Raw genomic sequence first — 26,436 nt, 5'->3', positions numbered from 1 at the left:
AAATTTTACAAAATTTGTTTATAGTAAGTTTCTGTTTGCTTCGCAATAACAGTCCAATCAAATTTAGACTTTGCCCGTTCTGAGCTCGCCAAACTTAGCCGAATATATTTTTGATTATCAAAAGATAAAACCTTATCCATTGTTTCTGCTAGGGCATTAGCATCATGGGAAGGCACAAGAAAGCCTGTAACCCCATCTTCAATAAGATATGGAATTCCACCTACATTTGTTCCGATCAGTGGCAATCCAGAAGCCATAGACTCAAGCCCAGTAATACTTGTAGCTTCATAAAACGATGGTAAAACAGAGTAATCCGCCTGTTTATATAAAGCTGGCATATCCGAGTTCTTCACAGCCCCGATAAATTTAACTTTATTTTCTATACGGGCTTTTTTGAATATTTCCTGCATGGCTTGCTGCTCACTGCCTATACCAGCGATTAGCACCTTAAAATTGGGGCTCTTTATTTTAGTCAGTGCTTCAGCAAACACTACAACACCATTTTTTTCGACTAAACGTCTCGCGAGAATGAAAGTTTTTTCTTTATTGATATTCTTCAATTCTTTTGCTGAAAACTTATTTGTATCTACCCCATTAGAAACGAAATATACAGGCCCAGTGTAGCCAATTTTGGCTGTAGCATCACATAACTCATAACTTGGTGCTAACACCAGAGAAACATGTTGTAAGCGTGATTTTAAGCGACCTTGTAAAATTGAAGGCTTTTCTAACCTTTTTAAAAACCCTGAAGTATGATTTGTAAATACAACAGGAATATTTAAGCCTTTCGTTGCTTCTAAAGGTCGCATTCCATGCACATGAATTAAATCTATTGAATTATCTTTTATTAATTTTTTTATATGCTTAGCCATCCCCCAAGTATAAAAAGGCTTTTGCCAAAGAATTTTCGCACGATGCACAAAAATTCCATCCATCATTTCCTCGGGCTCACTCCCATGAACCAAGGAAGTTAAAATATGAACTTCATGTCCAAGTTTTACCATCGCTTTTGCTAATTCATGTGCATGGGATGCAACGCCACCCAATGTTGGTGGAAAATCTGTAGAAATAAAGCAAATTTTCAACTTTATATACTCAATATTTAGAATCACGCTTATTGTAGCTTCTTTTTTCAAACAATTTAGCTTCTTTTAGAAAAGCATAAAAAGCATTGATCATACTACCAACAAAACCACGCCAACCATTCATAAAATTTCGTCTAAGAAAATAAGATTTTACGAACATTAAAGGCATGATACATATCAATTTTAAAATACTTGGAGATTTTCCTTTTTGAAACTTCTCTTGTGCTTTTAATTCAGAGTACTGATTATTCTTTTCAACTTTGACAAAAATACTCGATTCACCATAGTGATAAATATCACCTTCCGCACGAATACTATGACCATCAACAATCACATTCTCATGCACTTTATTTTCTAGATCATATTGTCCTTTGGACTTACGAAAAAAACGTACCTTGGCGTGTTTTTTGGTGTGCTTGCTGTTCGGCACGCCCAAGAACACATCATTAATCGGTGTAATTAAAGCATCAATTTGATTGGTTTGAATGACCTGTTCAATTTCATTTTTTAATTCAGGTGACAATACTTCATCGCCATCCAGGTTCAGCACCCAATCATGTTGACACTGCGACAATGCCAAGCTCTTTTGTGCAGCATAACCAAGCCAATCTTGATGTGATATACGGGTATTGGGAAATGATTTCGCTATTGCATAGGTATCATCGGTACTCCCCGAATCTAAAATGATCACTTCTGCAAAGTCTTTAACACTATTTAAAGTACCTTGAAGCCACGCACCACAATTCAATGTCACGATATAAACACTGCAAGGAATCATAATTTGTAGCGTCCTTTAGCTAAAGCAATGCGCATTTGTAAAGCATTCATGGCACCATGTGTACTAACACGTGGAATATTAAATTGATTGGTTGCAGTATATGCCTCGACTTTTTTACGGGTAGAAACTGCATTTTTAAAACCGATTTCTTTTGCCATCTGTTGATGCTTTTCATTAAACCGTCCAAATGGATAAGCAAAGCTTGGACATTTCCCAACCAGAGCTTCTACATCATTTTTCGATGCCTGTATTTCTGCAAATGCTTCCTCATCAGACAGTTTTAATAAATTCACATGATGCTGCGTATGCGCACCAAACTCAATTACACCAGAATCTGCCATTTCATGAATCTGTGCTTCATTTAACTTTTCAATACCTACAATTTGTGTTGCCAAATAAATAGTTGCTTTAGCATTGTATTTTTTCAACAATGGATAGGCATATTGATAGTTATCCAAAAAGCCATCATCAAAAGACAAAGCAAAAACATTACTTTGATCTTTGAATTGATCAAGTTCCGAGACAAAACAAAACGTGGCCTTTTTGTTGACCAAATATTGCAATAGCTGTTCAAATTTTTCTGGTGGCATGTTCATACCCGAAGCCGCTTCGTCTGGTGTCACTTGATGCAGCATCACCACGCGAGGCAGCTTTGAACTACGAAATGGTAGCCAAAACGTATAATTACCCAACAGATAGATGAGAGCGGCTAGTACAACTACTCCTAGAACAATATATAAAATCCACATTAAAGATAAACCTCATGTGACCATTCATAAGCTTCAGAAAAAGGCTGATCGAAAATAACCTCCAGCATATATTGCGTTACTCTTCTACTATTGAATGATTGATGTGATTTTTTCCAACCTTTTTTCGCAATCGCTTTGGCTTGTTCAATATTACATTTATAGTATTCAAATTTTTCTATAAGATCTTGTATATCATTAAAATATACTACTTCATTATCAGTATATAATTTATTAAAACCTGGTACTTGAGGGGTAAAAGTCAATAAACCGTTACCTGTTAATTGAACAATACGATCAGATGAATATAGTTCTATATCATTACGCCTAGATAAGTTTAATCCACATCTAGCTGAAGACAAGATATCAATGTATTCATGCCCATAAACTGTTTTATTATCAAAAGCTCCAAAACAATAAAAGTTTTCACCCAAACTTTGAATCAGGTGTTTTAAAAATTCCTCACGATCAGGATCTTTATATACTGTACCAAAAAACACGAAATCTCTTGAAAAAGTTTCTTTATTGAACTGCTGAAGTTCCTCAATAGATTTCTGAGAAATATTAGGGATATAGCCAACTTTATTGTTTGGTAGTTTAAATTGCTTTAACAACGTCCCTCCCGTAGTACAAAAAATAGCATCAACATAAGGAGAAAAACCTCGTATATAATTTGCTTTAGATTGTTCACATAACCAATCTACAAACCAAAACCCAATTTTGATTGATGGATAATTTTTTCTAATATTTTGAAGAGTTTCTTTTTTCAATAAATCACTATGACCTATCAATAGGAGATCTGGGCGTAAATTTTCAATAATTTTTAAAATCTCATTATTAGCTACACCACTTCCTAGCTTTTTTGTCTTAAAAATTGTTCCCATTCTTGCCATATCACGAAAACTATAATCATAGACAAAATGGCCATTTTCTATTAATCCCGCAGAAATTTTTCGATCTATAGAATAATACCGCTCTCCTAACTTATTAAAAGCAAAATTAGATATATGCAAAATTTTCATAAAAATCAAAACTCTAACTAGATAATATAATTTTAGCAACTCGAGTTGCTTCATTTAGAAATGCATTAGACAATATTTTTTTTTCATTATCAAAAAAAGTTGAAGTTTTTAATTTATCAAGAGAACAAGTAATCCTATCCTCCTTTACTCGTTCAATTTCAATAATTCCGACCTTACAACCTGCCGTCAATGCTTCATAAATCATGGATACACTGTCTTCAGTGACCCAAACGGCTTCCGCTTTCTGCATTTCTTCAAAAATCCAGCCTTGCGGGGTATGCTCTACAGGGAAAAAATGTACATTCGGTAAAAAAGGGTGAGCATTAAGTCGGGCTACAAATGCTTCAGGAGTTCTTCGTGAAGTGGTAATCACAATTTCACTATCCAAATGTTGCTCGACAATCTGTTGAATTGCAGAAAAGACTTTTTCTTCGTTCCACTGATGCCGTTTAGATGAACCGCCCAATGCAATTAAAATTCGTCCTGTTTGATGTCGCTGCTCATTCACAATCGGATTCAATGCACCCTGCGTCACAATCACGCGATTCGAAGCCTGCACGCCATCATGTTCGGGAATGACACTATAATCAAACCACGCACTTGGAAAATTCGGTTTCATTAAAATTACGGTCTTGGCTGAGGCATAAATTTTCCCCAGTAACAACACCCGTAAATGAGTATGACTACCCACACCCAAAATAAAATCAGGTGCAGTCTGTAATTGTGGAATCGATCCACGAAAAAGACCTGCAATGAGCGGCAATATTGCTAAATCATTGATGGAGATTTCTTCAAAACTGACGGTTTCTGTAGATTGTCTTTGCATGGCCTTAAATAAGCCGAGGGCTTGAGAGCGATGCCCTGCTTTTCCATCACTGACATAGACAATATGCATAAACGACAACCATATTAAAAACTCAAAGAAAAAAGGCGAAACCGAAGTCTCGCCTTTTGATCTTAACCGATCAACTTAGTTTACGTAAGTCAACCAGTGTGCATATTTGTCGTTACGGCCTTGTACTGCATCAAAATAAGTCTTTTGAATTTCGGTGGTGATTGGACCACGTGAACCGCAACCAATTTGACGATCATCATACTCACGAATCGGTGTCACTTCAGCCGCCGTACCTGTGAAGAACGCTTCATCGGCAATGTAGAATTCATCACGCGTAATACGGCGTTCTACTACGTCATAACCCAAGTCTTTGGCAATGGTAATCACGGTTTGACGGGTAATGCCGTCTAATGCCCCACCTGCAATATCAGGGGTATGTAAAACGCCATCTTTGACTAAGAATACGTTTTCACCAGAACCTTGACATACATAGCCTTGTGGATCCATAAGCATCGCTTCATCATAACCTGAATGCGCCACTTCTTGGTGAGCAAGAATCGACAAGGTATAGTTACCTGATGCTTTTGCTTTACACATGGTTACGTTTGGATGGTGATGGGTAAACGATGAAGTTTTTACGCGGATGCCTTTCGCCATCGCTTCTTCACCTAAATATGCTCCCCAACCCCATGCTGCTACAGCGGCATGAATGGTATTGTTTGTTGCGGCAATACCAAGTTTTTCAGAACCAATCCAGATCAAAGGACGTAAATAGCATGATGCTAATTTATTTTCACGAACCACATCAATTTGAGCTTGTTCTAGCGTTGCTTGATCAAACGGAACTTTCATTTGATAAATTTTTGCAGAATTAAGCAAACGCTTTGTGTGGTCTTGTAAACGGAAAATCGCTGTACCTTTTGGTGTTTCGTAAGCACGTACACCTTCAAAGACACCCATACTGTAGTGCAAAGTATGCGTTAAAACGTGAACTTTCGCTTCGCGCCAGTCAACCAATTGTCCATCTTGCCAAATAAAACCATCACGATCAGCCAAATTCATGGCACACACTCCAAATTTTTTTATACACAGTCATTTTTATCCAACACTGCCGTGGCGGTTGGATCTATTAATCTTTGCCATAACTTGCAAACGATCACGCGGGTATCGTGCCAGTCCGCAGCATTTACTTGCATGGATTGGTTCGCAAGCGCTAAACGGTGGCTCTCGGCTCGTTCACTGAGATAAGCTTGAATCAATGCTGTTGCATCGTCACTGGATAAGCAACCTGCTTTTGCAGCGTCTTCAAGGATTCGTACATTGTCGGAGTAATGGGCGAGATCCGGATTCGACCCACTCCAGGCTAACACAGCATACTGTGCCATAAATTCAATATCAACGATACCACCTGCATCCTGTTTTAAATGAAAAATTCCATCTTTTTGCTGTTCCTTGGATGACCCTAAATGGTCTTTCATTTTCTGACGCATTTTAAGCACTTCTTCGCGGACATTTTCTTCAGCTCTAGGCAAAGTTAAAATGCGGCAACGTAATTGCTCAAACTTATCTCTTAAGCTTTGTTCTCCCGCGATGGAACGGGCACGCACCAGCGCTTGATGCTCCCATAACCACGCATTTTTCAGTTGATACTGTTCAAAGGCCTTCAAGCTGGTCACCAGCACCCCAGCTTCACCTGAGGGACGCAATCGAGTATCAATTTCATAGACACGACCATCTAAAGTCTGCGTGGTCATGAGTGAAATAAATTTTTGGGCCACGCGCATGGCAAATTCAAAGCCACTGATGGATTTTGAACCATCGGTATCGGCTTGCTCATCCATATAATGAATAAACACCAGATCCAAATCTGACCCATATCCCAGCTCAATCCCACCGACCTTGCCGTAACCCACCACGGCAAAGGCGGTATGGTCAATGGCACAGCGCTGCCCTTCAATGTCAAGCGGGAAACCATGTCGTTTAGCCACCATCTGATAGGCCATATTCAGGGTGGCATTCACCGAGACTTCCGCAATATCCGTCAAGGCATCCGACACTTTCATCAATGGGCTTTCCGCTAAGACATCGCTGGCAGCCACTGCCAACACATTCGATTTTTTAAACAGGCGCAAGACCCGCATTAAATCTTCAACGTCATCTAGCTCAATGCGCAGCAATTGCTGACGTAATGAATCCTGTAAATCCTGACGGCGTGGCAGTTCAAAATCCATGGACAAAAACTCATCCAACAACACTGGATAATGCGTCAATTCTTCACAAATCCATGGGCTGACAGTGGCCATTTTGACTAAACGCTGCAAAGCGCCTTTACTTTCAATCAGCATCACCAGATAGACCGTACGACGCATGACCGATTCAACCAAGGGCATCAAACGCAATAGCGCAGTTTGCGGCTTATCGGACTCTAAAATGGCTTCAATCAAATGCGGCCAAAACATTTTTAAACGCTGTACCGCTTTGGCTGGCAGTTTTTTTAAAGCATTGCCATGCCAGAACTCATGCACCAGATTTTTGGCATCCTCATCCAGTACCGCTTGTAAACGCTGTTCTAATTGACCAAAACTTTCGAGCAATGGGTCTGGTTCTTTTTCTTTAATTAGATGTTCAAACTGATAAATGACTTTGGCACGCTTTTGATTCAGCACCTCAAGAAATGCCGCCCAACTCGGATAACCCAAGGTGTCAATCATCCGCTGGCGCAACTCGGGCTCACTTGGTAGTGATTGAGTCTGCTGATCATTTAAGGCCTGAATGGCATGTTCAATCCGGCGAAGAAATAAATAAGCATCTTCCAGCTCTAGCACCACTTGTGGGTCCAATAATCCCACTTCTCCCAAATGATGCAAACTGACTAAGCATTGACGATCTTGCAACTCGAGTTTGGAACCCCCGTAAATGAGCTGAAACACCTGCACAATAAATTCAACTTCGCGAATTCCCCCTGCACCCAACTTAATGTCATCTTCAATATTACGTCGCGCCACCTCGCGTTCAATCATGGCTTTCATTTCACGCATGGCTTCAAAGGCGGTGTAGTCCACATAACGGCGGAATACAAATGGACGGGTCATGGCCAGTAATTCATCTCCTTCCTTACCGCCCGTGACGATGCGTGCCTTAATCCAAGCGTAACGCTCCCACTCTCGTCCATGCTGGCTCAAATATTTTTCTAATGCCACATGGCTGATCGCCAAGGCTGAGCCATCCCCCCATGGACGCAAGCGCATGTCGACGCGAAACACAAAACCATCCGCGGTGATGTGATCCAGCAGGTAAATCAGTTTTTGTCCCCAAAGCACGCAAAACTGCTGCACATCGATACATTTACGCCCATTGGTTTCTCCTTGCTCGTCAAAGGCAAAGATCAGGTCAATATCGCTCGACAGATTTAACTCTTGCGCACCATGTTTCCCCATCGCGATGACGATCAGGTCTTGCACTTTACCGTTATAACCGATGGGTTCACCATGTTTGGCCACCAAAGGCACGCGAGCAAAGGCTTTAGCCGCACAAACCATAGCATCAGCAAAATCAGACAGCTCTCGGGTCAAGGTCACCACATCGGTGAGTTGATTGGCATCTTGCCAAATCCAGCGAAACATTAAGCGTGCACGTAAAATACGGCTAAGACGCAACCATGTGCTTTCATCAGCAACGCTTTGCAATTCTTGTTCAACTTGTGCATAGATTTGCGCGGTACTTAAGGAGGACTGAAACTGATCAACAGCATAATCTTGTTCTAATAATATGGGATGAATGGCTAAGATTTGTTCTGCATATTGGCTGGCACACAAGGTTTTTTGCAATTGTTCAGCGTTCATCAAAAGCTGCGCTCCTTATTCTGGTAAATGCCTGATCAGCTGATCTGTATTTTTCGAAGTTCATGCTTTTGCTATTTTCATGACAATAATCAGAGCATTGTTCAATTTTATTTAATCTGTTCAGCACAATCTCATGGCGATTTTGATCTTGCATCGATGCGATATGCTTTTCTAGCGTGACAGCATATTCCAGATAACTTTTTTATGAAAATACGGCATTGGTATGACGTCGAGTTAAACCTGAGTGTACTCAATCAAGCGACTGGATACTACAGATTCTCTCGCGATTTCACTGAATTTTCTGAGCGAAAAGCAACTGGCCAAGCTTGAATAAACCTAACCTTAAGGAGAGACTTCTTTTTTCTTTTGTGCAAAGTCTAAGGCTAAATGTGACTCTGCTTGTGGCAAGCTTACTTTGAACAAAGTGCCTTCACCTTCTTTCGAATAGACCTCAATTGCGCCCTGATTAATCTCGACGAAACGTTTACATAACACCAAACCCAGCCCCATGCCTTTTTCGCCATCTGTGCCTTTTAAACTCACGGTCATACGTGGTTGGAACAATTGCTTGATTTGTTGTTGGGTCATGCCTAGCCCCGTATCTTGTATCGAAATTTCAATGTCTGTATCACGAGTGATGGCAGAAATCTTCACAACACCAGTGCCATCCATGTGGGTAAACTTCAGCGCATTCGAAACCAAATTCTGAATCACGGAAGTCACCATATTAATATCGGCAAAGACCTTAATCTCTTCAGGCACCGCATCAATCAATTGAATTCTTTTCTTAATCGCTAAACCATTCAAAACATCAAATACAATTTTAGTGGCTTGTTTCAATTGAAAATTAATAGGATGGAAGACAAAGCGCCCACCCTCTGCCATCGCCCAATTGAGTAAGCTTTCCAGCAAACTATAGGTCGACTGCGTAGTGTCGTGTAAATAATCGGCAATATTCTGCACACTGGTTTCATCTAAAGTTTCGCGCTCTTGCGCCAACACTTCGGAAAACCCGAGCAAACCATGAAAAGGTGCTCTTAAATCATGCGCAATAATCTGGAAAAATTTAGTTTTACTGAAATTTAAGGCGGACTGCTGCTCATACATTTCTTTTAATTCAGCATAATCAATCTTGAGTTCAATATGGCTGATCAAACTGTTAAACAGTTCCCGCAACATCGGCAACTGGGCTTGATTAAATGCCGCTGTATGTTGATCAAACAGAATCACTTGCCCAATCATCTGTTCATCCGAGTTTTGCAAATGCAGTACGATCAGACGCGGATTCACCATAAAACCCAAAGCAGAGAGGTCTGCGACAAAGCTGGGATACAAGGGATGCTGGTCATCAATCACCTGATCTACGGCAGCGTGTATCGGCATGACCATGTTGCGTTCACAGGCTTTGAGCCCCTGTTCGGTCGCAACCCATGCATAGGGCTCATTATAAAATTGCAATAAGGCGAAATCGACGACAAGCAATTGCCGCGCAAGCTGAAGAAAGGTAGCAATTTGATTGGGAGTCGTCGAAATACCCAACAACAAAGATAATCGACATGCACTCAATTGCTCTGTTTCCGAGCCAATCTCAAGGAGTTGTCTATTCATAAGTGCCTCGGGAAAACACGACGATCAAACCCTGTGATCTATCATTTTGATTATTTATTCAGAGACTCAACAGCAGATCAAGCTTTTCAATGAGGATACAAAAAATAAAAATATGGTTACAAAAACAATATAGTCCTTAATTACAGAATTGACCAGTTTTACAGGTGATGAATAGATGGATAAATTTCATCAAAACTAGATTTTTATCTCATTTCTCTATACATTGAACGACATTGCGCAAGTTTTATCGCAAGTATATTGATTCGTCCTTCGCTACGCTTTGCGTCAATTAAACTGAAACCTGATTTTGCAGAATATTTCCCATAATGTGATGACCATGCTGAAAAGGCTCCTTTCAACTCTGAATCTAGATTTGAGAAAACTCATTCTTTTTCTCGCTATGTTTAGTGTGTTTAGTCTATTTGTGGTTTCTCTCGCGGTCAGCTACTACATTCAACGTCAACAGCTGATTGAAAACTCGCTTTCTGTCAATTTTGACTATGCCTCAAAAATTGCGCATGGCACAGATTTGCAAATTAAAAGTCTCGTCAAGGAACTGGCCTATAGTGCTGAAATTCTCGGGCATTCTTTCGGTGATGCTCGCGTCTTGCAAAGTGAAGTCAATCGCCTACGTTATCAATCCGATTTCTTCGACAGTGTGGTGGTGATTAATAAGGATGGACGCTTTGTATCCTTTGCACCTGAACAACTGGCTTTTAATAAACAACAAGTCAACAAAACCTATGGCATTCAGCTTTCCTTAGAGAAAAAAGCCCCTGTCATTACCCCACCGTATTATTCAGTCAGAAAAAATCTGATTGTTTTTATTTCACAACCCGTATTTGACCGCAACCATCAATATCTCGGCTTTATTGGCGGTGCTGTTTACTTAAAAAACAATAATATTATTCGTGAATTGTTGAGCATTAAATATAACTATCAAAACAGCTATATGTATGTACTTGACCAGTACAACCGGATTATTTTCCATCCTGATGCTAAACGTATTGGAGAAACGGTTTCGAACAACACGGGACTGGCCTATATACAAGCCACCAAATTTGGTAAGACTCAATTGGTCAATAGCGAAGGCAAGGACAATCTGGCTGGTTTTGCTTATGTTCCATCCACCCAATGGATCGTGATTTCACAACAACCGACTGCTATATTGTTAGAACAAGCCACCAATATTGTCTATAAAATTTTGTTTGGCATGTCGATCTTTTATTTAATCATTTTCTTTATTGTTTGGCGTATTGCGTATTTAATTTCTAACCCTCTAGAACAACTGGCGAAAATGGCGAGTATTCTGAATACTCCCGATATTGATCAAAAAATTAAGAGTATTGAACCGTGGTATTTTGAAGTATTGAAATTCCGACTTTCGCTATTGCTCAGTGCCCAAAACTTTAAAAAGCGGATCAATGAACTGAATTACCACGTAAATACAGACCCGCTGACTGGTTTTTATAACCGCCGTGGCATGGAAGTTTTTACCCAAGAACTGATCAATGCCCGCACCCAGTTTTGTGTGATCGCAATTGATATTGACCACTTCAAACAAGTCAATGACACCTATGGTCACGATAAAGGCGATCTGGTATTACAAAAAGTCGCCGAATTAATTCAGGCCAATTTCCGGGACAATGATGTATGTTGCCGTTTTGGTGGGGAGGAATTTATCGTGCTCACCCCAACGACCGACCTGACGATTGGTTATAAATTAGCAGAACGGCTCAGACTAAAACTGGAAACCACACTGATTGAAGGCATCGGTCCAGTGACCATTTCGATCGGTCTGGCGCATTGGCCTGATTCTTCCGTACACATTAAAGCGGTCATGAAGCTGGCTGATGAGAACCTCTACCAAGCCAAAGCTGAAGGACGTAATCGTATTTGTATGTAATGGGGGGCTGTTGTCAAATACTACAGCCAGCGGTGTGACCGCATAAACACAATCTACCGACAAGATTCATAGATTGAAGCAGAAGCCTGAACTACACAGCCGTTCAGACTGAGCGATGGCTGTCATCGATAACTCAGCTTAGAAACGTTCCAGTTGTTCAACTTCCATCGGCATCGCCAACAAATAGCCCTGTAATTGCTGACAGCCCAAACGAGATAAAATTTCAGCTTGAGAGGCACATTCCACCCCTTCTGCGGTCACCACCAAGCCGAGTTTAATCGCCAGTTGGATAATACTCTCCAGAATCATTTCTTCTTTAGAGTCGACTTCCAGATCATAAATAAACTCGCGATCAATCTTCAGTTCATCCACCGGTAAATTCTTGAGATACAGGAAGCTGGAATGACCTGTACCAAAATCATCAATTGCCAACTTGATGCCCATTTGACGTAAACGCTCAAAACTCAGAATGCTCGACTCAATGTGATGCATGGCTGTAGTTTCCGTAATTTCAATCATCAAATGACTCGGATCAATTTGATATTTTTCAAATAGGTTTTCTAAATTTGTAAATAAATGCTTATGTTCAAACTGCACGGCCGAAAGATTCACCGCCACAGGAAAAAAGGGAGCATTATTCTTTTCCCAAATTTGAATTTGGCGACAGGCCTGTTCCAGCACCCAGTAGCCCAGTTCAATAATCAATCCGGTTTTTTCAGCACCCCGAATAAACATGTTTGGGGTCAGCAAGCCTAAGGTTGGATGTTGCCAACGAATTAAGGCTTCGACTCCACAAATTTGATGATCTTGTGTGGTGAATTTCGGCTGATAAAACAGCACAAACTGCTGCTCTTCAACGGCTTTATACAGATCATTAATCAGCTTGGTTAAGCTTTTGGTTTCTTGTTGATCCACGGAATAGTTAAAGACCGAATAGGTGTTTCGACCTTGATACTTGGAAGACAGCATTGCGGCATCCGCATTGATCAATAAATCCTGCAAATTATTACCATGTTCAGGAAACATAGCGATGCCGACACTGGCAGAAATATTAATTTCTTTGCCTGCAATCAAAAAACTATTTTGGATTTGTTCTAGTGCAACCCCTGCCATCTGTTCCGCTTGTTCAAGGCTCGCATCTTCAATCACCAATAAAAACTCATCACCACCGATTCGAAGCAGTTTTTGACGATCATTTAACTGTGCATGAATTCGGCTCGACAACTGCACCAACAATTGGTCACCGACATGGTGACCAAAGACATCATTCACCCCTTTAAAACTATCTAAATCAATAAATAGAAAGGCAATTTTCTGATCATTATAACGATGATTGGTAAATAGAAAGTGCGCGTATTCGGCCAAATATAACCGATTCGGTAACTTGGTCAGGTTATCTCGAACAGCCTGTTTGGCTAATTCTTGATTGGCCGTATAGAGCTGTAAATTACGCTCTTCTAAACGCTGCTCGAGAACCGCCACAAAAAATGCCGCAATAAAAATTAAAGCAGTGACCAGAAAAACGGTAAATAAAATCAAACCATAGCCCGACTGATTCAGCCCAATTAAGTAACTGGGGTCTTTCACAAATTGTGTTGCCGCCATACCACTAAAATGCATACCGACAATAGAAATCGACATCATTAAAGCAATACCCAGCTTTAACCAGAACTTGTATTTAATCGCGGCTTTATATTTAAAGGTTAACCAGAACGTCAGCCCGGAGCCACAAACGGCGAAAATGATGGAAAATACCACCATCATGGCATCATACTGAATCTGATAAGATGGGAATTTCAGAGCAAACATACCTGTATAGTGCATGCCTGAAATCCCTACGCCCATCAAGACCGCCCCCATCATCAGACGTACAAAAGACAGCGTTGGGCGTGTCACCAACCAAATGGCAAAAGTTGAAGCCACAAATGCAATAAAATAAGAACTTAACGTCAGACCCACATCGATATTAAAAGCTTCTGGAAATTGACCTGCAAATATCGCAATAAAGTGCATACACCAAATTGCAACAGCCATGACCAAGCCACTCACCAGTAAAATGACTTTGCGAAGCTTGTGCTGTGATTCACGGAATAATAGTTGTTCGAGTGACACGACCATTAAACATGCCAACAAAGCAAATAAAATAGAACCTACAACGAGGCTTAAATCATAATGAATATGAACCATATAAAGCTTCCGTTTAGGTCATCTTTTTTTTATCAGTACATTCAAAGTCGAGCTCTCAAACGATAAAAACGTAAAGTTTTTTCAAATCTTATAATCCCGTTAAGAATCTAATACTCTATCGTTTTGGTCAAGTGCTTATTCGTGAATTTTTCTATAAACCAATGACTAACTTGACTGATATCCATTTATTTTTTAGGAATTTTTTATAATCCAAGCATTAAAAAAGCCAGTCTCAATAAGACTGGCTTTGATCGGTTCAGGATCAGGCTAATGTTAAGACTTGGCTTTTTGCAACTGCGCGTAGTCCAACAATACATTGGCCGCTTCAACAACAAAAGTTTCTTCTTCCGGCAATGCTGGTCGCTGGGTGGCTTTCATTTTGGCACGCGACTCGGCTAAAGCATCTAAAGAGGCTTGATAACTTTCCCAGTTGGCATAAGGCTTCTGACCTGTTGCTTGTCGACGCTGATTTTCCGCCTGCAAGGTTTCCTGCTCTAAAGCGATGAGCTCTGCTTTACGTTGGTTCAAATCTAGAACAATACGTTTTTGCTCATCCGACTTTTTCGCAATCGCCTTACGCTGCTCTAGATACTTAAACTGCGGATCAAATTTAACGCGCTGTTGTGAATATTGCTCAAGCTGCTGAACATAAGGTTGGACAGAACCTTCACGTTTGAACGGTGCCGTTGGAATCGTGTCCCATTTCAATGCATTCTTGGCTTTGCGTTCACCAAACTCTTCATTGTAAATGTCGACCAAATTAATATCAGGAATTACACCTTTATTTTGGGTACTGCCACCCGTCACGCGATAAAACTTACGCTGCGTTAAGGTTGCTTGCCCGTAGGCCAAACTATCCAATTGAACTTGAGCGGTACCCTTACCTGTGGTGGTACTCCCAATCACAATACCGCGCTGGTAATCTTGAATCGCTGCCGAGTAAATTTCACTGGCTGAGGCCGAGGCTAAATTGACCAAAACAGCCATTGGACCTGCATAGGTTTGTGCACCGCCATCATCATCTTCAAACACACTGACATTACCGTTACCATCACGGATCTGTACCACAGGACCCGACTTGATCACTTGCCCGAGCATTCGTGCAACCTCTTCTAAAGAACCGCCAGGGTTATTGCGCAAATCGACAATCACACCTTCAACATTTTGGCTTTGCAGTGCTTTAAATGCATTATTGGTGTCTTCTGAAACAGAGCGATATTCATTGCCGGCACGGCGCGCACGGTAATTCAAATAGAAAGATGGAATTTCTATCACGCCCATACGGTGAACTTTACCATCACGTTTGACTTCAACCACACGTGAGCGTACCCCTGCATCTTCTTCCTGAATCACATCACGCACAATCGTGACGTTTCGGGCCTGACTCATAGCAGCGCCTGTCGCCAGTAAGCGAACGGTAACCTTGGTTCCACGTTTACCACGAATCAAACCAACAATTTCATTACTTGGCCAACCAATGACATCAATCATTTTCTCGCCATCTTGTGCCACACCAATAATGCGGTCACCTGATTTGACTTGTCCTGTTTTGCTGGCTGGTCCACCATCCACAATGGTTTCAATCTTGGTATAGTCTTCATTGCCACGTTCTGGACGAATCGAAACCCCAATCCCTTCTAATTGCAATGTGGTTTGTCGATTCAGCTCCATCGCATCCACAGGCGGGAAATAGTTACTATGTGGATCATAGGTCAGCATCATTGCATTCAGGGTTTTATCCAGCACATCATCACTCTTGGTACGGCTAATGCGTTCCAATTGACGTGTATAACGCTTGGTTAAGGTCTGAACGGGGGTCAGATCTTCTGGACTCGCCAAGTCCTGACCATTCGCAAGCTCTGGATTATCTTTCAGCACTTTTTGCTTGGCCTGCTCTTCTTGTTTGCTGATAGTCAAATTAATCAGCTGCGACACCAGCATTTTCTGCCAATAGCTACGTTGTTCTTGCGAATTTTTGAAATAGGCGGCTTTTTCGCGATCAACATCAATATACACATTAGGCTGATTCAAATTTTGCGGCTTTTTCAGCTCAGCCAACATAAATTCATAAAACTGCGCCAAACGCTCGCGATATTGTGCATGAATCGCATAAGGGCCCGTTAAGTCGCCTGCTTTTAATGCCGCACCAAAAGTTGCCCCATATTGCTTTTTGTACTGTTCAACTTCTGAGTTTAGAAAAATGGTGTGATCAGGGTCTAGACTATCCAAGTAAAAATCAAGAATACGGTTCGAGGTTTCCGCATCCAAACGCATATTCAAATAATGTTGACGATCGACTAAAGTGGCCAATTGTCGCGAAACCAACGCCTGCTCTTTGGTTGGCACGATTGCTTGAGAGACAGCAGCCGTATCATTTGCAGCAATTGCTTCATTAATTGCGTGAGTAAAGAACAATCCACCAGTCGCAATCGCAACTGCACAAGCTATTGTTTGAAGTTTCATAAATAATTTGTACTTCCTTGGTTTTCGACCAAAATTACTGCGTCGTTATTCAACTTGAATGGTGCAGATTCAACATCTTAAACAACTGAATATGTTTATGTCGTGTAGTTTTATCATAATCTGTGCTGACAAAATGTAGCAAATCATTGCAGAATTCGGGTATTGTTTTGCGGATGCTGACTCCCTCAGCCTCTTTATTTAAATAATTCAAACACGGACACCGATATGATTGGCGCATTGATGCTTGACATCGCTGGCACAGAACTTACCCAAGAAGATATTGAACTATTGCAAGCTCCGCAAGTCGGTGGCGTGATTTTATTCGCACGCAACATTCAATCCCCTCAGCAAGTCCGCGCACTGACCGACCATATGCGTCAAATTCGCCCTGAAATTTTGATTGCTGTCGATCAAGAAGGGGGTCGAGTGCAACGCCTGAAACAAGGCTTTACCCTATTGCCAGCGATGGGACGTTTTGGTGAGCTGTATCAACAAGACCCAGCCCAAGCACTGGAACTGGCGGAACAATGTGGTTGGCTCATGGCCACTGAAGTGCTTGCAGTGGGCATCGACTTTAGCTTTGCACCCGTGCTCGACTTAAATGATATCAGTGATGTCATCGGTGACCGTAGTTTTGCAACCAATATGCAGGACATTGTGCCTTTAGCCAGCGCGTTCCTCAAAGGGATGAAACGTGCAGGCATGGCTTCAACAGGGAAACATTTTCCTGGACATGGTTCAGTCAAAGCGGACTCACATGTAGCTGCTGCCATTGACTCTCGTACCTTTGATGAAATTTATGCCAAAGATATGCAAAGCTTCATCCAACTGATGCCGCAGCTCGATGCCTTAATGCCAGCACATGTCATTTATGATCAAGTTGACCCGAACCCAGCAGGCTTCTCGGAGTTCTGGATTCAAAAAGTGCTGCGTGAGCAACTGCAGTTTGATGGTGTATTATTCTCGGATGACTTGAGCATGCAAGCGGCTTGTGTCGCTGGCGGGGCCGATGCACGTATTCAAGCGGCACTCAAAGCTGGTTGTGATATGGGCTTAGTCTGTAATGACCGGGCTGCGCAATGTGTGGCACTAAGTGGAATCACAACCTTACCCCTGCCAAATCAGCAACGCTTAGAGCGTATGCGCGGCAAAATTCCAAAGCTTGCAATTGGTGAAACGCTAGACCTCGGCCCTGAATGGCAAACTGTACGAGATACGCTCGTCGCCTTTAGAAACGCCAGCTAACTATTCGACGGAAGGAGCACGACAAGGTGCTCCTTTTTCTTTATGATGTGAACACTTTCAGCGAATCTTGCTGTACTCAAAGCAAAACAAAAAAAACAGGTCAGGAAGACATGACACAGCCCCTTTCACGACATCGTCATATTTCATTTACGGCGCACTATACTGGCTACATTTGGTATCAGATGGGCATTTCAAATCCAATTTTTGCCACAAGTAAAGGTAAATTTCTGGCAAAACTCGTGCATCCTTTAGAAGCATGGGCCGAGCGCCATGTCGGTGGCAGTATGCGCAGCACCCTCAAACAACGCCATCGCATGATTGATGAACATCTTTACCAATTACTGGCGCAACACCCTAAGCTTCAGGTTCTAGAAATAGCCTGTGGACTTTCTCCACGCGGCTGGAATTTTCGGCAAAAATTCCGCAATTTGGTTTATCGAGAATTGGACTTACCTGAAATGGCACGCGTCAAAACACAGGCTTTGCAGCAACTTGATCCAAACAGCCCCACAGTATTGAGTGCTGATATTTTTAGTACTGAGTTTGCCCAAGTTTTTCAGCAATTTGATCTAAATTACCCGTTGGTAGTCATTAGTGAAGGGCTCATTAATTATTTTGATCAGCCCTTATTGTCCCAGCTCTTCAAAGCCATTCATCAATATGGGCAAAGCTTTCCCGAAATTCATTATCTCAGCGATCTTTACCCCGAGCCTGTCAAAAACAAATTGGCACATATTATTTGGAGCAGCAGCAAGCTATTAAAGTTCATGTCTCGCAGCGCCTTTAGTTTTCATTTCACTCGTCCCAGTGAAGCCCAGCAGTTTTTACGACATGCGGGTTTTGAAAATGTCCATGTGCTTCAACCGCAACTTTATTTTCAAGTCGAGAATAGCCAGACCTCTTCAGAAGAACATCTAGGGGATTTGGTTTGGATGCTACATGCTTACAGTAAATCTCAGTCTTCCAGTTAAATCCTGCAATTAAAAAAGGGAGAAATCCAGACGCTTCTCCCTTTTTATATGCTGCCTGAATTTCAAAACCCTCGATCTAGCAACCTCAATTAAGCAGTCGCAGACATTAAGACGGACTGCTGACGCTGTATATAACGTAATAAGCGTTCTGCCACCTCAAAACTGCCATGTTTAAATAACGCTCGGACATAATCTTGCCCTGTTTCAAAAATCAGGCATTCAATCGCAAACGCCCCTTCCTCATCCTCAAGATGTAAAGCCAAATCACGGGGATACTGTGCAGCGACAGTAACTTGTGTAGGTATAAAGTTCAGTTTGAGTCCAAAGAAGTTTAAATCTGCGATTTCGGTAGCCAAGCGTAAATCTGAGTGTCGATGGCTTAAATGCGTGTGCGGATAACGCACCTGAATACGTGCTTCTCCGCGACGCTCCATGGTTAACAGTTGTGCACGTGAAAGTGGAATAATTCCGTCAAGCTGCTGAATGGATTCCCCCCGCAAATACGTGGCGAACAAGTGCATGGTTTCTTTGCGACGTTGTAACTGGGGCACATGATCCGCATTGGCAATCATGGCAAATTCCATATCAGGACATTGCAAGGCAAAATTGGCATTTTCATGGGGTAAGGTAAAACTGTCATATTGTCCACAAGCGACTAAAATCTTACAGCGTGGAATCGGGACGTCGGTTAAACGCAACAGCCGATTACAGTTAATTTCATAACGCTCCTGCTCGGTTGCAGTGAAGTCCGCCATCTGCCGAAAGAACAGGCGCTTGGCTGTCGGTGACATACGCGTGACATCCAGTTTGGCATGATTGACCAAATACAAAATGACGGCTTGACCAAACTCCTCCATACGCTGTTCCTGCATCAAGAACAGAGACTCTTCCAAGAGCATGCGCCAGCTTTTCCGAGTTTTCTGCATCACCCCCATCAAAATCATGCGCTCAATCAATTCAGGCCGTGAGTCTGCCAAACTAGACGCCACCACAGATCCCAACGACATCCCCATCACCGAAACCCGTTTTTGGCCGACAATATCGAGCCACTGCCCCAGCATGGCAGCAAGATCACTCAGCTCTAATGTCCCTGCTGAACGTCCTGTATCTACATTGGTAATTTGCTGATTGGCGCCCATAGAGGGTAAATCAATTAAAATCACGGGTCCCGCAGCAAACAGTTGTTCTACACAATATTTATAAGAGTTAAAATTTTGAAAAGCGCCCCCAATAATCACAATCGGCGTACAGTGCAGCGTTTCAGGTTGAGCAATCGCCATATACTCAATTTTCCAGCCATCTATCCACGTGGTTCGGGCTGCTTGTTTAAAACTGTGTTTATTGTATAAATCGAAAAAACCATGACGATTTATAGATGACGGTAATTCCGCGCCCATTTGGATAATGGAATTCATATCCCTTACCTCCAATCCTTGTTTTATTTTTATTGTGCAAGACACTTGCTTATGCAACGAATACACCGATGATTTTGGTGCAAATCCATTCTCATTTTTTGTTAAAGACATCAATGTCATTATCGCTAGCCATCATATACAAATGATGTTTTTGGGCGCAACTCATTCCATGACCGCTTATCTTTTTTTTGCCACAAAAGCGATGTGAGGCACCATGCATACGAAAGTTTCAGCAATTTTCACTGAAGATGCTTCATTGTAGGAACTCAGGCTGTTACTATCGGAACTGAAATTTCTAAGTGATCAAACCGCCATGCAAGAGTCGATTGAACAATATATGCAAACGGTAGGACAACAAGCACGCCAAGCATCGCGCGTGTTAGCCAGCGCTTCTACCCAAATGAAAAACAATGCTTTGTCAGCTATTTACACAGCATTACAAAACAATGAGTCTGCGATTTTAGCGGCCAACCAAATAGACATGGATAAAGGTCGTAACAATCAATTAGACAGTGCCTTGCTTGATCGCTTAGAACTGAACCCCACACGCTTTAAAGCCATGTTACAAGGCTTAAAAGATGTGATTAGCCTGGTCGACCCGATTGGTGAAATCACAGATTTAGCTTATCGCCCGTCTGGTATCCAAATCGGTAAAATGCGCGTGCCACTCGGTGTGGTCGGCATGATTTATGAGTCACGCCCAAATGTTACCTTAGAGGCGGCATCACTGGCGCTCAAATCAGGCAATGCCATTATTTTACGTGGTGGCTCAGAAGCCTTAGAGTCGAACAAAGCCATTGCCGAAGCCATTCAGCATGGCCTCAAAACCTCTGGACTACCTGAAACTGCGGTACAAGTCATTAATACCGCGGACCGCGCTGCTGTCGGCCAACTGATTACCATGTCGGAATATGTGGATGTGATTGTTCCACGTGGAGGCAAAGGTTTAATTGAGCGCATTAGCAATGAAGCACGTATTCCAGTAATTAAACATCTCGATGGCAACTGTCACGTTTTTGTTGAAGCGCATGCTGACTTACACAAGGCACTACCAATTGCCTTGAATGCCAAAACCCATCGTTATGGCGTGTGTAATGCCATGGAAACCTTATTGGTTGATGAAAAGGTTGCCGAAGAGTTTTTACCGCGCATTGCTGAACTCTATGCAGAGAAAAATGTGGAATTACGCGGTTGCCGTGAAACTCAGCGTATCCTCGGCAGTGGCGTCAAGCCTGCAAGTGAAGAAGATTGGTACACCGAATATTTAGGTCCAATTTTAGCGATTAAAGTGGTGACTGGCATGGATGAGGCGATTGAACATATCAACAAATATGGTTCACACCATACTGATGCCATCATTACTGAAAACTTCAGCTTAGCGCGCCAGTTCCTTGCGCGTGTTGATTCAAGCTCAGTCATGGTCAATGCTTCAACTCGTTTTGCTGATGGCTTCGAATATGGTCTTGGTGCCGAAATCGGTATCTCGACAGATAAGATTCATGCCCGTGGACCTGTCGGTTTAGAAGGTTTGACTTCGCAAAAATGGATCGTGTTAGGCGACGGACAAATTCGCCAATAATTCCTCTTTATCTAAAGTATCTTTAAGTGTTCAGTTTCAACCATGAAGCTGAACACAGCGACTACACCATCCCTGCGCTAAATTTTGTAACATGATAAAAAAATTGAAAAAGATAAAAGGGAAATCGCATGTTTTACTATTTGATCATTTGTACCTTTTTACTGGCATTACTGGTTTCTTTTACAGTAATGAAAATTTTTTCCAATTCGATTAATACTATTCTGGCACGCATTATTCACGACCCGATTCATGAAGCTTGGGCAAAATACACCAAATTTGCTGGCATGGTGGTCGGAACATCTTCAGGCATTCGTATTTACGATATGGAAAAATACATCACGCCGCTGACCTATACTGAGAATGACAAGAAAATTGTGATTGAACTGACTCAAGAGCGCTGGGTACTGGAAATTTACCGAACGATCATTGAAACCTTACAAGGTCTGGCTTGGATAATGCTGGTGTTTTTTATGGTGGCATTAATTGCCTATGTCATTGTACGCTGGTCAGAAATCAAATATCAAAACTAAGCATAAAAATAACATTTAGCTCCTGCCCAAAATTCATTTCTCATGCTAGGGTTAAAGATATACAGGAAAGAGAATTGATGCTTGAGTACTATTTCATTAATAAATGAAAACCATCAACCAATAAATTCTATTTATTATTATTTCACTGGTCGATAGTGCTTAAGTCTAATCTCCTAAAGTCTATCTAGGACAGAAAATCAACACATGATAAAACATTACTACTGATCTGGATTGCATTGATAAGTACTGCATAAAGATCACTTTAGGGACGACTTATTTCAATTAAAATTCGGGTATATAAACGTGTCTACATCAGTATTAGTTATTAACTGCGGCTCATCTTCAATTAAATATGCACTTGTTTCAGAACGTCGTGAAGATCGAATTTTTGGTTTAGCAGAGAACTTAGGTTCTGCTGAAGCGCGCATTAAAGGCGTCACTGTCGGTGGCGCACCACTAGAACTGTCTATTCCACATGCGGATCACGAAAAAGCATTAGAAACCATCTTAGAACGTCTTTCTCACTACAATCCTCAAGCGATTGGTCACCGCGTTGTCCATGGTGGGACATTGACCAAAGCTGAATTACTTACACCAGAAATTATTGAACGTATTCGTGAAGCAACGCCACTGGCACCGCTTCACAACCCTGCACACCTTGTGGGCATTGACGCAACTATGCGCTTATTCCCAGAATTGCCTCAAGTTGCAGTATTCGATACAGCATTCCATCAAACCATGCCTGCACACGCTTACCGCTATGCAGTGCCAAAATTCTTATATACAGAACACAACGTGCGTCGCTACGGTTTCCACGGCACCAGCCACGCCTATGTTTCGGAGCGCGGTTCAGAGTTAGCGGGTAGCCTAAAACAAGGCGGCTGGCTCACAGCGCACTTGGGTAATGGTAGCTCAACCTGTGCCATCTGGAATGGTCAAAGTGTCGACACTTCAATGGGCTTAACCCCACTCGAAGGGATTGTGATGGGCACGCGGAGTGGTGATGTAGACCCAAGTTTACATAGCTTCCTCGCTGCAAATCTCGGTTGGGATGTCTACAAGATTGACAAAATGCTGAACAAAGAAAGCGGCTTGCTCGGCTTGTCGGACAACCTTTCTAATGACATGCGTACCTTGATTGAAGCCTCTGAACAAGGCAATGAAGATGCAACACTGGCGATTGAAGTATTCTGCTATCGTCTAGCGAAATCATTAGCAGCGCTCAGCTGTGGCTTACCACGCTTAGATGGCTTGTTCTTCACTGGTGGTATTGGTGAAAACTCAGCTTACATTCGTGAAAAAACCATGGCGTACTTACCGCACTTTGGTTTTAACCTAAACAAAGAACAAAATAACACCCTCAAACGTGGTACTGAAGGCCGCATTGATACTGGCACAGGTCCACAAATTTGGGTGATTCCGACTGATGAAGAAGGCCGCATTGCCAAAGAAACGGCAAGTGTGGTTGAAAATGAGGTTAATCAGACAACCTCAAAAAAGCCTGAATCTAATGCCGCGATTGTTTAAGCAATCGCGCATTTTCGGCTTTTCCCTTTTTTCCAAATTAAAAAATTAACGACTATGAAAACGATTCTTTTAGTCCCTACCGGAGAAGGCGTTGGTCTAACTTCGGCATGTTTAGGTTTAATTTATGCGCTCGAATGCCAAGGTGTGAAAGCGGGTTTTCTTAAACCTTTTTCGCAAGAATGCAAAGTTGAAGCTGACCGTACCAGTGCACTATTTCATCACCTCACCAAAAGTGACACGGTTGAACCCATTCCTTATGCCAAGCTTACCCAGCAATTAAACAATGGTGAAAGTGACGAATTACTTGAAGAAGCAGTTCGTTTACATCGTCAAATTGCAAAAAAACACGACATCATCATTGTAGAAGGCTTATTACCGAATGCTCGTGATGCATTTGCTTCCGAACTCAATTCAGCTCTCGCCAAAGCTTTAGATGCTAAAGCCATTATTGTCAGCAATGCTGACATTAACAATGCTCAAGCAACTGCGGACAAAGTGGAAGCCCAGTTACGTCATTTTGGCGGTGCCACCTGTGAACGTACTGCCGGCGTATTATTAATGCGTACCAAAGGCTTACCTGAAGGTTCGGCACAAATTCCACTGACATTTGACCCTAGCCTACGCCTGATTAGCGATAGCAACAATTTTGTGGCAAATATCCAAAAAACCCATGCGCATATTGGCTCAGCTCAGTTGCCTGTGATTGGGTTAGTCCCATTTAGCAATACGCTCAGCGTACCGCGCATGACCGATTTAGCAGCCAATTTACAAGCCGAATGGATTAACCAAGGCGAAGCTTCACAGCGTCGTGTTCTGCACAGCAGCCTGATTGCCGCGAATATTGAACATGAACTGGACAAATTTGTGGCGGGTGAGTTGATTATCAGTGCTTCTGACCGTATTGATGTATTACTGGCAAGTAGTTTGGCCAGCAGTAATGGCACACCTTTAGCGGGTCTTCTCTTGACTGAGCATCATGCCCCAAACAGCCAGATTCTAGATTTCTGTCAAGCCGCGATTAAGCAGGGCTTGCCAATTTTACATACCCCACTCAGCACCTTTGAAACAGCACAAAGCTTAATGAATTTAAGCAATGAAATTCCTGTGGATGATACTGAGCGTGCAGAACAGGTGACGCGTTTTGTGTCTAGCCATATCAATGAAGAATGGTTGGCACAATTGATCAAAGGCACGCATAAGCCGCGCCTTTCTCCTTCTGCTTTCCGTCATGAGCTGGTACAAAAGTCGATCCATGCCAAGAAACGGATTGTCTTACCGGAAGGTGATGAACCACGTACCATTCAAGCCGCTGCCATTTGCCAATCTCGTGGTATTGCAAATTGTATTCTGTTAGCAAAACCAGAAGCTGTGGTCGAAGTTGCTAAAGCACGTAATATCGAGTTGCCATTTGACCTTGAAGTTATTGACCCTGATCTGATCCGTGAAAACTATGTCGCACAGATGGTTGAATTACGCAAAGGTAAAATTAACGAACTACAAGCACGCGAACAGCTACAAGATACCGTAGTGTTAGGCACGATGATGCTAGCACTGGATCAAGTAGATGGCTTGGTGTCTGGTGCAGTACATACCACCGCCAATACCGTTCGTCCTGCATTCCAGCTGATTAAAACTGCGCCAGAATATTCACTAGTATCTTCAGTGTTCTTTATGCTGTTGCCAGATGAAGTTTATGTGTACGGTGACTGTGCAATTAACCCAGATCCAGATGCGGAACAATTGGCTGAAATTGCGATTCAGTCGGCAGACTCAGCTAAAGCCTTCGGCATTGACCCGCGTATTGCCATGATTTCCTACTCAACAGGAACTTCTGGTGCAGGTGCAGATGTGGAAAAAGTAGCGCAAGCCACTGCGATTGCAAAACAACGTCGCCCTGACCTATTGATTGATGGTCCGTTACAGTACGATGCAGCATCGGTTGAAAGTGTGGGGCGCTCAAAAGCGCCAGACTCGCAAGTTGCAGGTCGTGCGAATGTATTTATTTTCCCAGATTTGAATACAGGGAACACCACCTATAAAGCCGTACAGCGTTCTGCCAATGTCGTCAGCGTTGGGCCTATGCTGCAAGGTTTAAACAAACCTGTGAATGACTTGTCTCGTGGTGCCTTGGTGGATGATATTGTATTCACGATCGCATTAACTGCTATTCAAGCCGAACAGCAAGTCGAAGCTAAAGCCAGCAAAGCATCCTAAAAACTCGCGTTTTCCAAGCCACTCTCTCGAGAGTGGTTTTTTTTGCTTGCTGAATCCGATTGCCTTGCTCATGGCTATATATTATTCAGCTCTATTCTGCTTCACGATCATGGCATTTAGATGTGAGATCTACGCCATCTTCTAGCTACTTGAATAAAGAAAATTGCATTAGCCGCCAGAATTAAAATCACCCCAATCACCGCATTAATGTGCCATTGATAGCTTTTTCATCCAGTAGAGACCAATAAGGCAATCAAGGGCAAAAGTAAGGTGCTATACGTGCCAGAACCCATTCGACCAACCAAATAAAAATATGCGCTAAACCCCTTCGCAAATGCAGAAAGGTGTAAAAAATTGATCACGCTGAGATTATTGAAGATTTGAAGATTTGAAGATTTGAAGATTTGAAGATTTGAAGATTTGAAGATTTGAAGATTTGAAGATTTGAAGATTTGAAGATTTGAAGATTTGAAGATTTGAAGA

General features: G+C 42.1%; 18 protein-coding genes and 1 pseudogene. 7 read left to right on the top strand and 12 right to left on the bottom strand.

The window, feature by feature from the left end; translation table 11 throughout:
• Window positions 1-5 precede the first annotated feature (5 nt).
• The 8 genes from ACX17N_RS15190 to ACX17N_RS15155 form a co-directional block, all read right to left on the bottom strand.
• A complete protein-coding gene (locus ACX17N_RS15190) occupies window positions 6-1,136 on the bottom strand; it encodes a glycosyltransferase family 4 protein (protein WP_458893401.1) in 1,131 nt (376 codons plus the stop codon).
• Window positions 1,096-1,863 (bottom strand): glycosyltransferase family 2 protein, encoded by a 768-nt coding sequence (locus ACX17N_RS15185; RefSeq protein ID WP_458893400.1) that lies wholly within the window; start codon window positions 1,861-1,863, stop codon window positions 1,096-1,098. The genes ACX17N_RS15190 and ACX17N_RS15185 overlap by 41 nt, the downstream gene beginning before the upstream one ends.
• Complete coding sequence (locus ACX17N_RS15180; protein ID WP_458893399.1) at window positions 1,860-2,612, bottom strand: polysaccharide deacetylase family protein; 753 nt, start codon at window positions 2,610-2,612, stop codon at window positions 1,860-1,862. Before ACX17N_RS15180 ends, ACX17N_RS15185 begins: the two co-directional genes overlap by 4 nt.
• Window positions 2,612-3,631, bottom strand: coding sequence for a glycosyltransferase family protein (locus tag ACX17N_RS15175; RefSeq protein WP_458893458.1), 1,020 nt, complete (start codon window positions 3,629-3,631; stop codon window positions 2,612-2,614). The genes ACX17N_RS15180 and ACX17N_RS15175 overlap by 1 nt, the downstream gene beginning before the upstream one ends.
• 13 nt (window positions 3,632-3,644) lie before the next feature.
• On the bottom strand, window positions 3,645-4,526 hold the full coding sequence (locus ACX17N_RS15170) for a mitochondrial fission ELM1 family protein (protein ID WP_458893398.1): 882 nt from the start codon (window positions 4,524-4,526) through the stop codon (window positions 3,645-3,647).
• Window positions 4,527-4,601: 75 nt separating this feature from the next.
• On the bottom strand, window positions 4,602-5,528 hold the full coding sequence (locus ACX17N_RS15165) for a branched-chain amino acid transaminase (RefSeq protein ID WP_458893397.1): 927 nt from the start codon (window positions 5,526-5,528) through the stop codon (window positions 4,602-4,604).
• 20 nt (window positions 5,529-5,548) lie between these two features.
• Window positions 5,549-8,308 carry a bifunctional [glutamate--ammonia ligase]-adenylyl-L-tyrosine phosphorylase/[glutamate--ammonia-ligase] adenylyltransferase gene (gene glnE / locus ACX17N_RS15160; protein WP_458893396.1) on the bottom strand — a complete coding sequence of 920 codons (2,760 nt, stop codon included), beginning with the start codon at window positions 8,306-8,308 and terminating at the stop codon, window positions 5,549-5,551.
• Window positions 8,309-8,650: 342 nt separating this feature from the next.
• Window positions 8,651-9,916 (bottom strand): sensor histidine kinase, encoded by a 1,266-nt coding sequence (locus ACX17N_RS15155; RefSeq protein ID WP_458893395.1) that lies wholly within the window; start codon window positions 9,914-9,916, stop codon window positions 8,651-8,653.
• 331 nt (window positions 9,917-10,247) lie between these two features.
• On the opposite strand from ACX17N_RS15155, the gene ACX17N_RS15150 reads away from it, so the two are divergent.
• The gene (locus ACX17N_RS15150) at window positions 10,248-11,822 is read left to right on the top strand and encodes a sensor domain-containing diguanylate cyclase (protein ID WP_458893457.1); all 1,575 of its coding nucleotides are present in this window, start codon (window positions 10,248-10,250) and stop codon (window positions 11,820-11,822) included.
• Between the two features lie 138 nt (window positions 11,823-11,960).
• Here the strand turns inward: ACX17N_RS15150 and ACX17N_RS15145 are convergent, their stop codons facing one another.
• Window positions 11,961-14,009 (bottom strand): bifunctional diguanylate cyclase/phosphodiesterase, encoded by a 2,049-nt coding sequence (locus tag ACX17N_RS15145; RefSeq protein WP_458893394.1) that lies wholly within the window; start codon window positions 14,007-14,009, stop codon window positions 11,961-11,963.
• A gap of 273 nt (window positions 14,010-14,282) precedes the next feature.
• On the bottom strand, window positions 14,283-16,472 hold the full coding sequence (locus ACX17N_RS15140) for a carboxy terminal-processing peptidase (protein WP_458893393.1): 2,190 nt from the start codon (window positions 16,470-16,472) through the stop codon (window positions 14,283-14,285).
• A gap of 225 nt (window positions 16,473-16,697) precedes the next feature.
• Between ACX17N_RS15140 and nagZ the strand changes: the two genes are divergently transcribed.
• Window positions 16,698-17,717: a beta-N-acetylhexosaminidase gene (gene nagZ, locus ACX17N_RS15135; RefSeq protein WP_458893392.1), complete on the top strand. Its 1,020-nt coding sequence runs from the start codon at window positions 16,698-16,700 to the stop codon at window positions 17,715-17,717.
• 110 nt (window positions 17,718-17,827) lie between these two features.
• Window positions 17,828-18,688, top strand: coding sequence for a class I SAM-dependent methyltransferase (locus ACX17N_RS15130; protein ID WP_458893390.1), 861 nt, complete (start codon window positions 17,828-17,830; stop codon window positions 18,686-18,688).
• A gap of 89 nt (window positions 18,689-18,777) precedes the next feature.
• Here ACX17N_RS15130 and ACX17N_RS15125 read toward each other — a convergent pair whose 3' ends face one another.
• Entirely contained in the window at window positions 18,778-20,103 is a 1,326-nt protein-coding gene (locus tag ACX17N_RS15125; RefSeq protein WP_458893389.1) for an alpha/beta fold hydrolase, read from the bottom strand.
• A 313-nt stretch (window positions 20,104-20,416) separates the two neighbouring features.
• On the opposite strand from ACX17N_RS15125, the gene ACX17N_RS15120 reads away from it, so the two are divergent.
• The 4 genes from ACX17N_RS15120 (at window position 20,417) to pta (ending at window position 25,953) form a co-directional block, all read left to right on the top strand.
• A complete protein-coding gene (locus tag ACX17N_RS15120; protein ID WP_458893388.1) occupies window positions 20,417-21,682 on the top strand; it encodes a glutamate-5-semialdehyde dehydrogenase in 1,266 nt (421 codons plus the stop codon).
• Window positions 21,683-21,810: 128 nt separating this feature from the next.
• The gene (locus ACX17N_RS15115) at window positions 21,811-22,212 is read left to right on the top strand and encodes a hypothetical protein (protein ID WP_458893387.1); all 402 of its coding nucleotides are present in this window, start codon (window positions 21,811-21,813) and stop codon (window positions 22,210-22,212) included.
• Window positions 22,213-22,515: 303 nt separating this feature from the next.
• On the top strand, window positions 22,516-23,739 hold the full coding sequence (locus ACX17N_RS15110) for an acetate/propionate family kinase (protein WP_458893386.1): 1,224 nt from the start codon (window positions 22,516-22,518) through the stop codon (window positions 23,737-23,739).
• Window positions 23,740-23,793: 54 nt separating this feature from the next.
• Window positions 23,794-25,953, top strand: a complete 2,160-nt coding sequence (gene pta / locus ACX17N_RS15105; RefSeq protein WP_458893385.1) for a phosphate acetyltransferase — start codon at window positions 23,794-23,796, stop codon at window positions 25,951-25,953.
• 116 nt (window positions 25,954-26,069) lie between these two features.
• On the opposite strand, the pseudogene ACX17N_RS15100 reads toward pta, so the two are convergent.
• Window positions 26,070-26,318 (bottom strand): annotated as a pseudogene (locus ACX17N_RS15100) (DMT family transporter); the annotation flags it as partial.
• Window positions 26,319-26,436: the final 118 nt, after the last annotated feature.

This window comes from Acinetobacter sp. GXMZU3951, assembly GCF_054457875.1.
The sequence above is the reverse complement of the archived record's forward strand: the minus strand, read 5'-3'. Positions and strand labels throughout refer to the sequence as shown.

Excerpts from the sequence above, each read along its gene's own strand:
- ACX17N_RS15145 (WP_458893394.1), bottom strand. The coding sequence starts at position 14,009 with ATGGTTCATATTCATTATGATTTAAGCCTCGTTGTAGGTTCTATTTTA.
- ACX17N_RS15165 (WP_458893397.1), bottom strand. The coding sequence starts at position 5,528 with ATGAATTTGGCTGATCGTGATGGTTTTATTTGGCAAGATGGACAATTG.
- ACX17N_RS15185 (WP_458893400.1), bottom strand. The coding sequence starts at position 1,863 with ATGATTCCTTGCAGTGTTTATATCGTGACATTGAATTGTGGTGCGTGG.
- ACX17N_RS15175 (WP_458893458.1), bottom strand. The coding sequence starts at position 3,631 with ATGAAAATTTTGCATATATCTAATTTTGCTTTTAATAAGTTAGGAGAG.
- pta (WP_458893385.1), top strand. The coding sequence starts at position 23,794 with ATGAAAACGATTCTTTTAGTCCCTACCGGAGAAGGCGTTGGTCTAACT.
- nagZ (WP_458893392.1), top strand. The coding sequence starts at position 16,698 with ATGATTGGCGCATTGATGCTTGACATCGCTGGCACAGAACTTACCCAA.
- ACX17N_RS15150 (WP_458893457.1), top strand. The coding sequence starts at position 10,248 with ATGACCATGCTGAAAAGGCTCCTTTCAACTCTGAATCTAGATTTGAGA.
- ACX17N_RS15155 (WP_458893395.1), bottom strand. The coding sequence starts at position 9,916 with ATGAATAGACAACTCCTTGAGATTGGCTCGGAAACAGAGCAATTGAGT.
- ACX17N_RS15115 (WP_458893387.1), top strand. The coding sequence starts at position 21,811 with ATGTTTTACTATTTGATCATTTGTACCTTTTTACTGGCATTACTGGTT.
- ACX17N_RS15140 (WP_458893393.1), bottom strand. The coding sequence starts at position 16,472 with ATGAAACTTCAAACAATAGCTTGTGCAGTTGCGATTGCGACTGGTGGA.
- ACX17N_RS15180 (WP_458893399.1), bottom strand. The coding sequence starts at position 2,612 with ATGTGGATTTTATATATTGTTCTAGGAGTAGTTGTACTAGCCGCTCTC.
- ACX17N_RS15130 (WP_458893390.1), top strand. The coding sequence starts at position 17,828 with ATGACACAGCCCCTTTCACGACATCGTCATATTTCATTTACGGCGCAC.
- ACX17N_RS15125 (WP_458893389.1), bottom strand. The coding sequence starts at position 20,103 with ATGAATTCCATTATCCAAATGGGCGCGGAATTACCGTCATCTATAAAT.
- ACX17N_RS15170 (WP_458893398.1), bottom strand. The coding sequence starts at position 4,526 with ATGCATATTGTCTATGTCAGTGATGGAAAAGCAGGGCATCGCTCTCAA.
- glnE (WP_458893396.1), bottom strand. The coding sequence starts at position 8,308 with ATGAACGCTGAACAATTGCAAAAAACCTTGTGTGCCAGCCAATATGCA.
- ACX17N_RS15120 (WP_458893388.1), top strand. The coding sequence starts at position 20,417 with ATGCAAGAGTCGATTGAACAATATATGCAAACGGTAGGACAACAAGCA.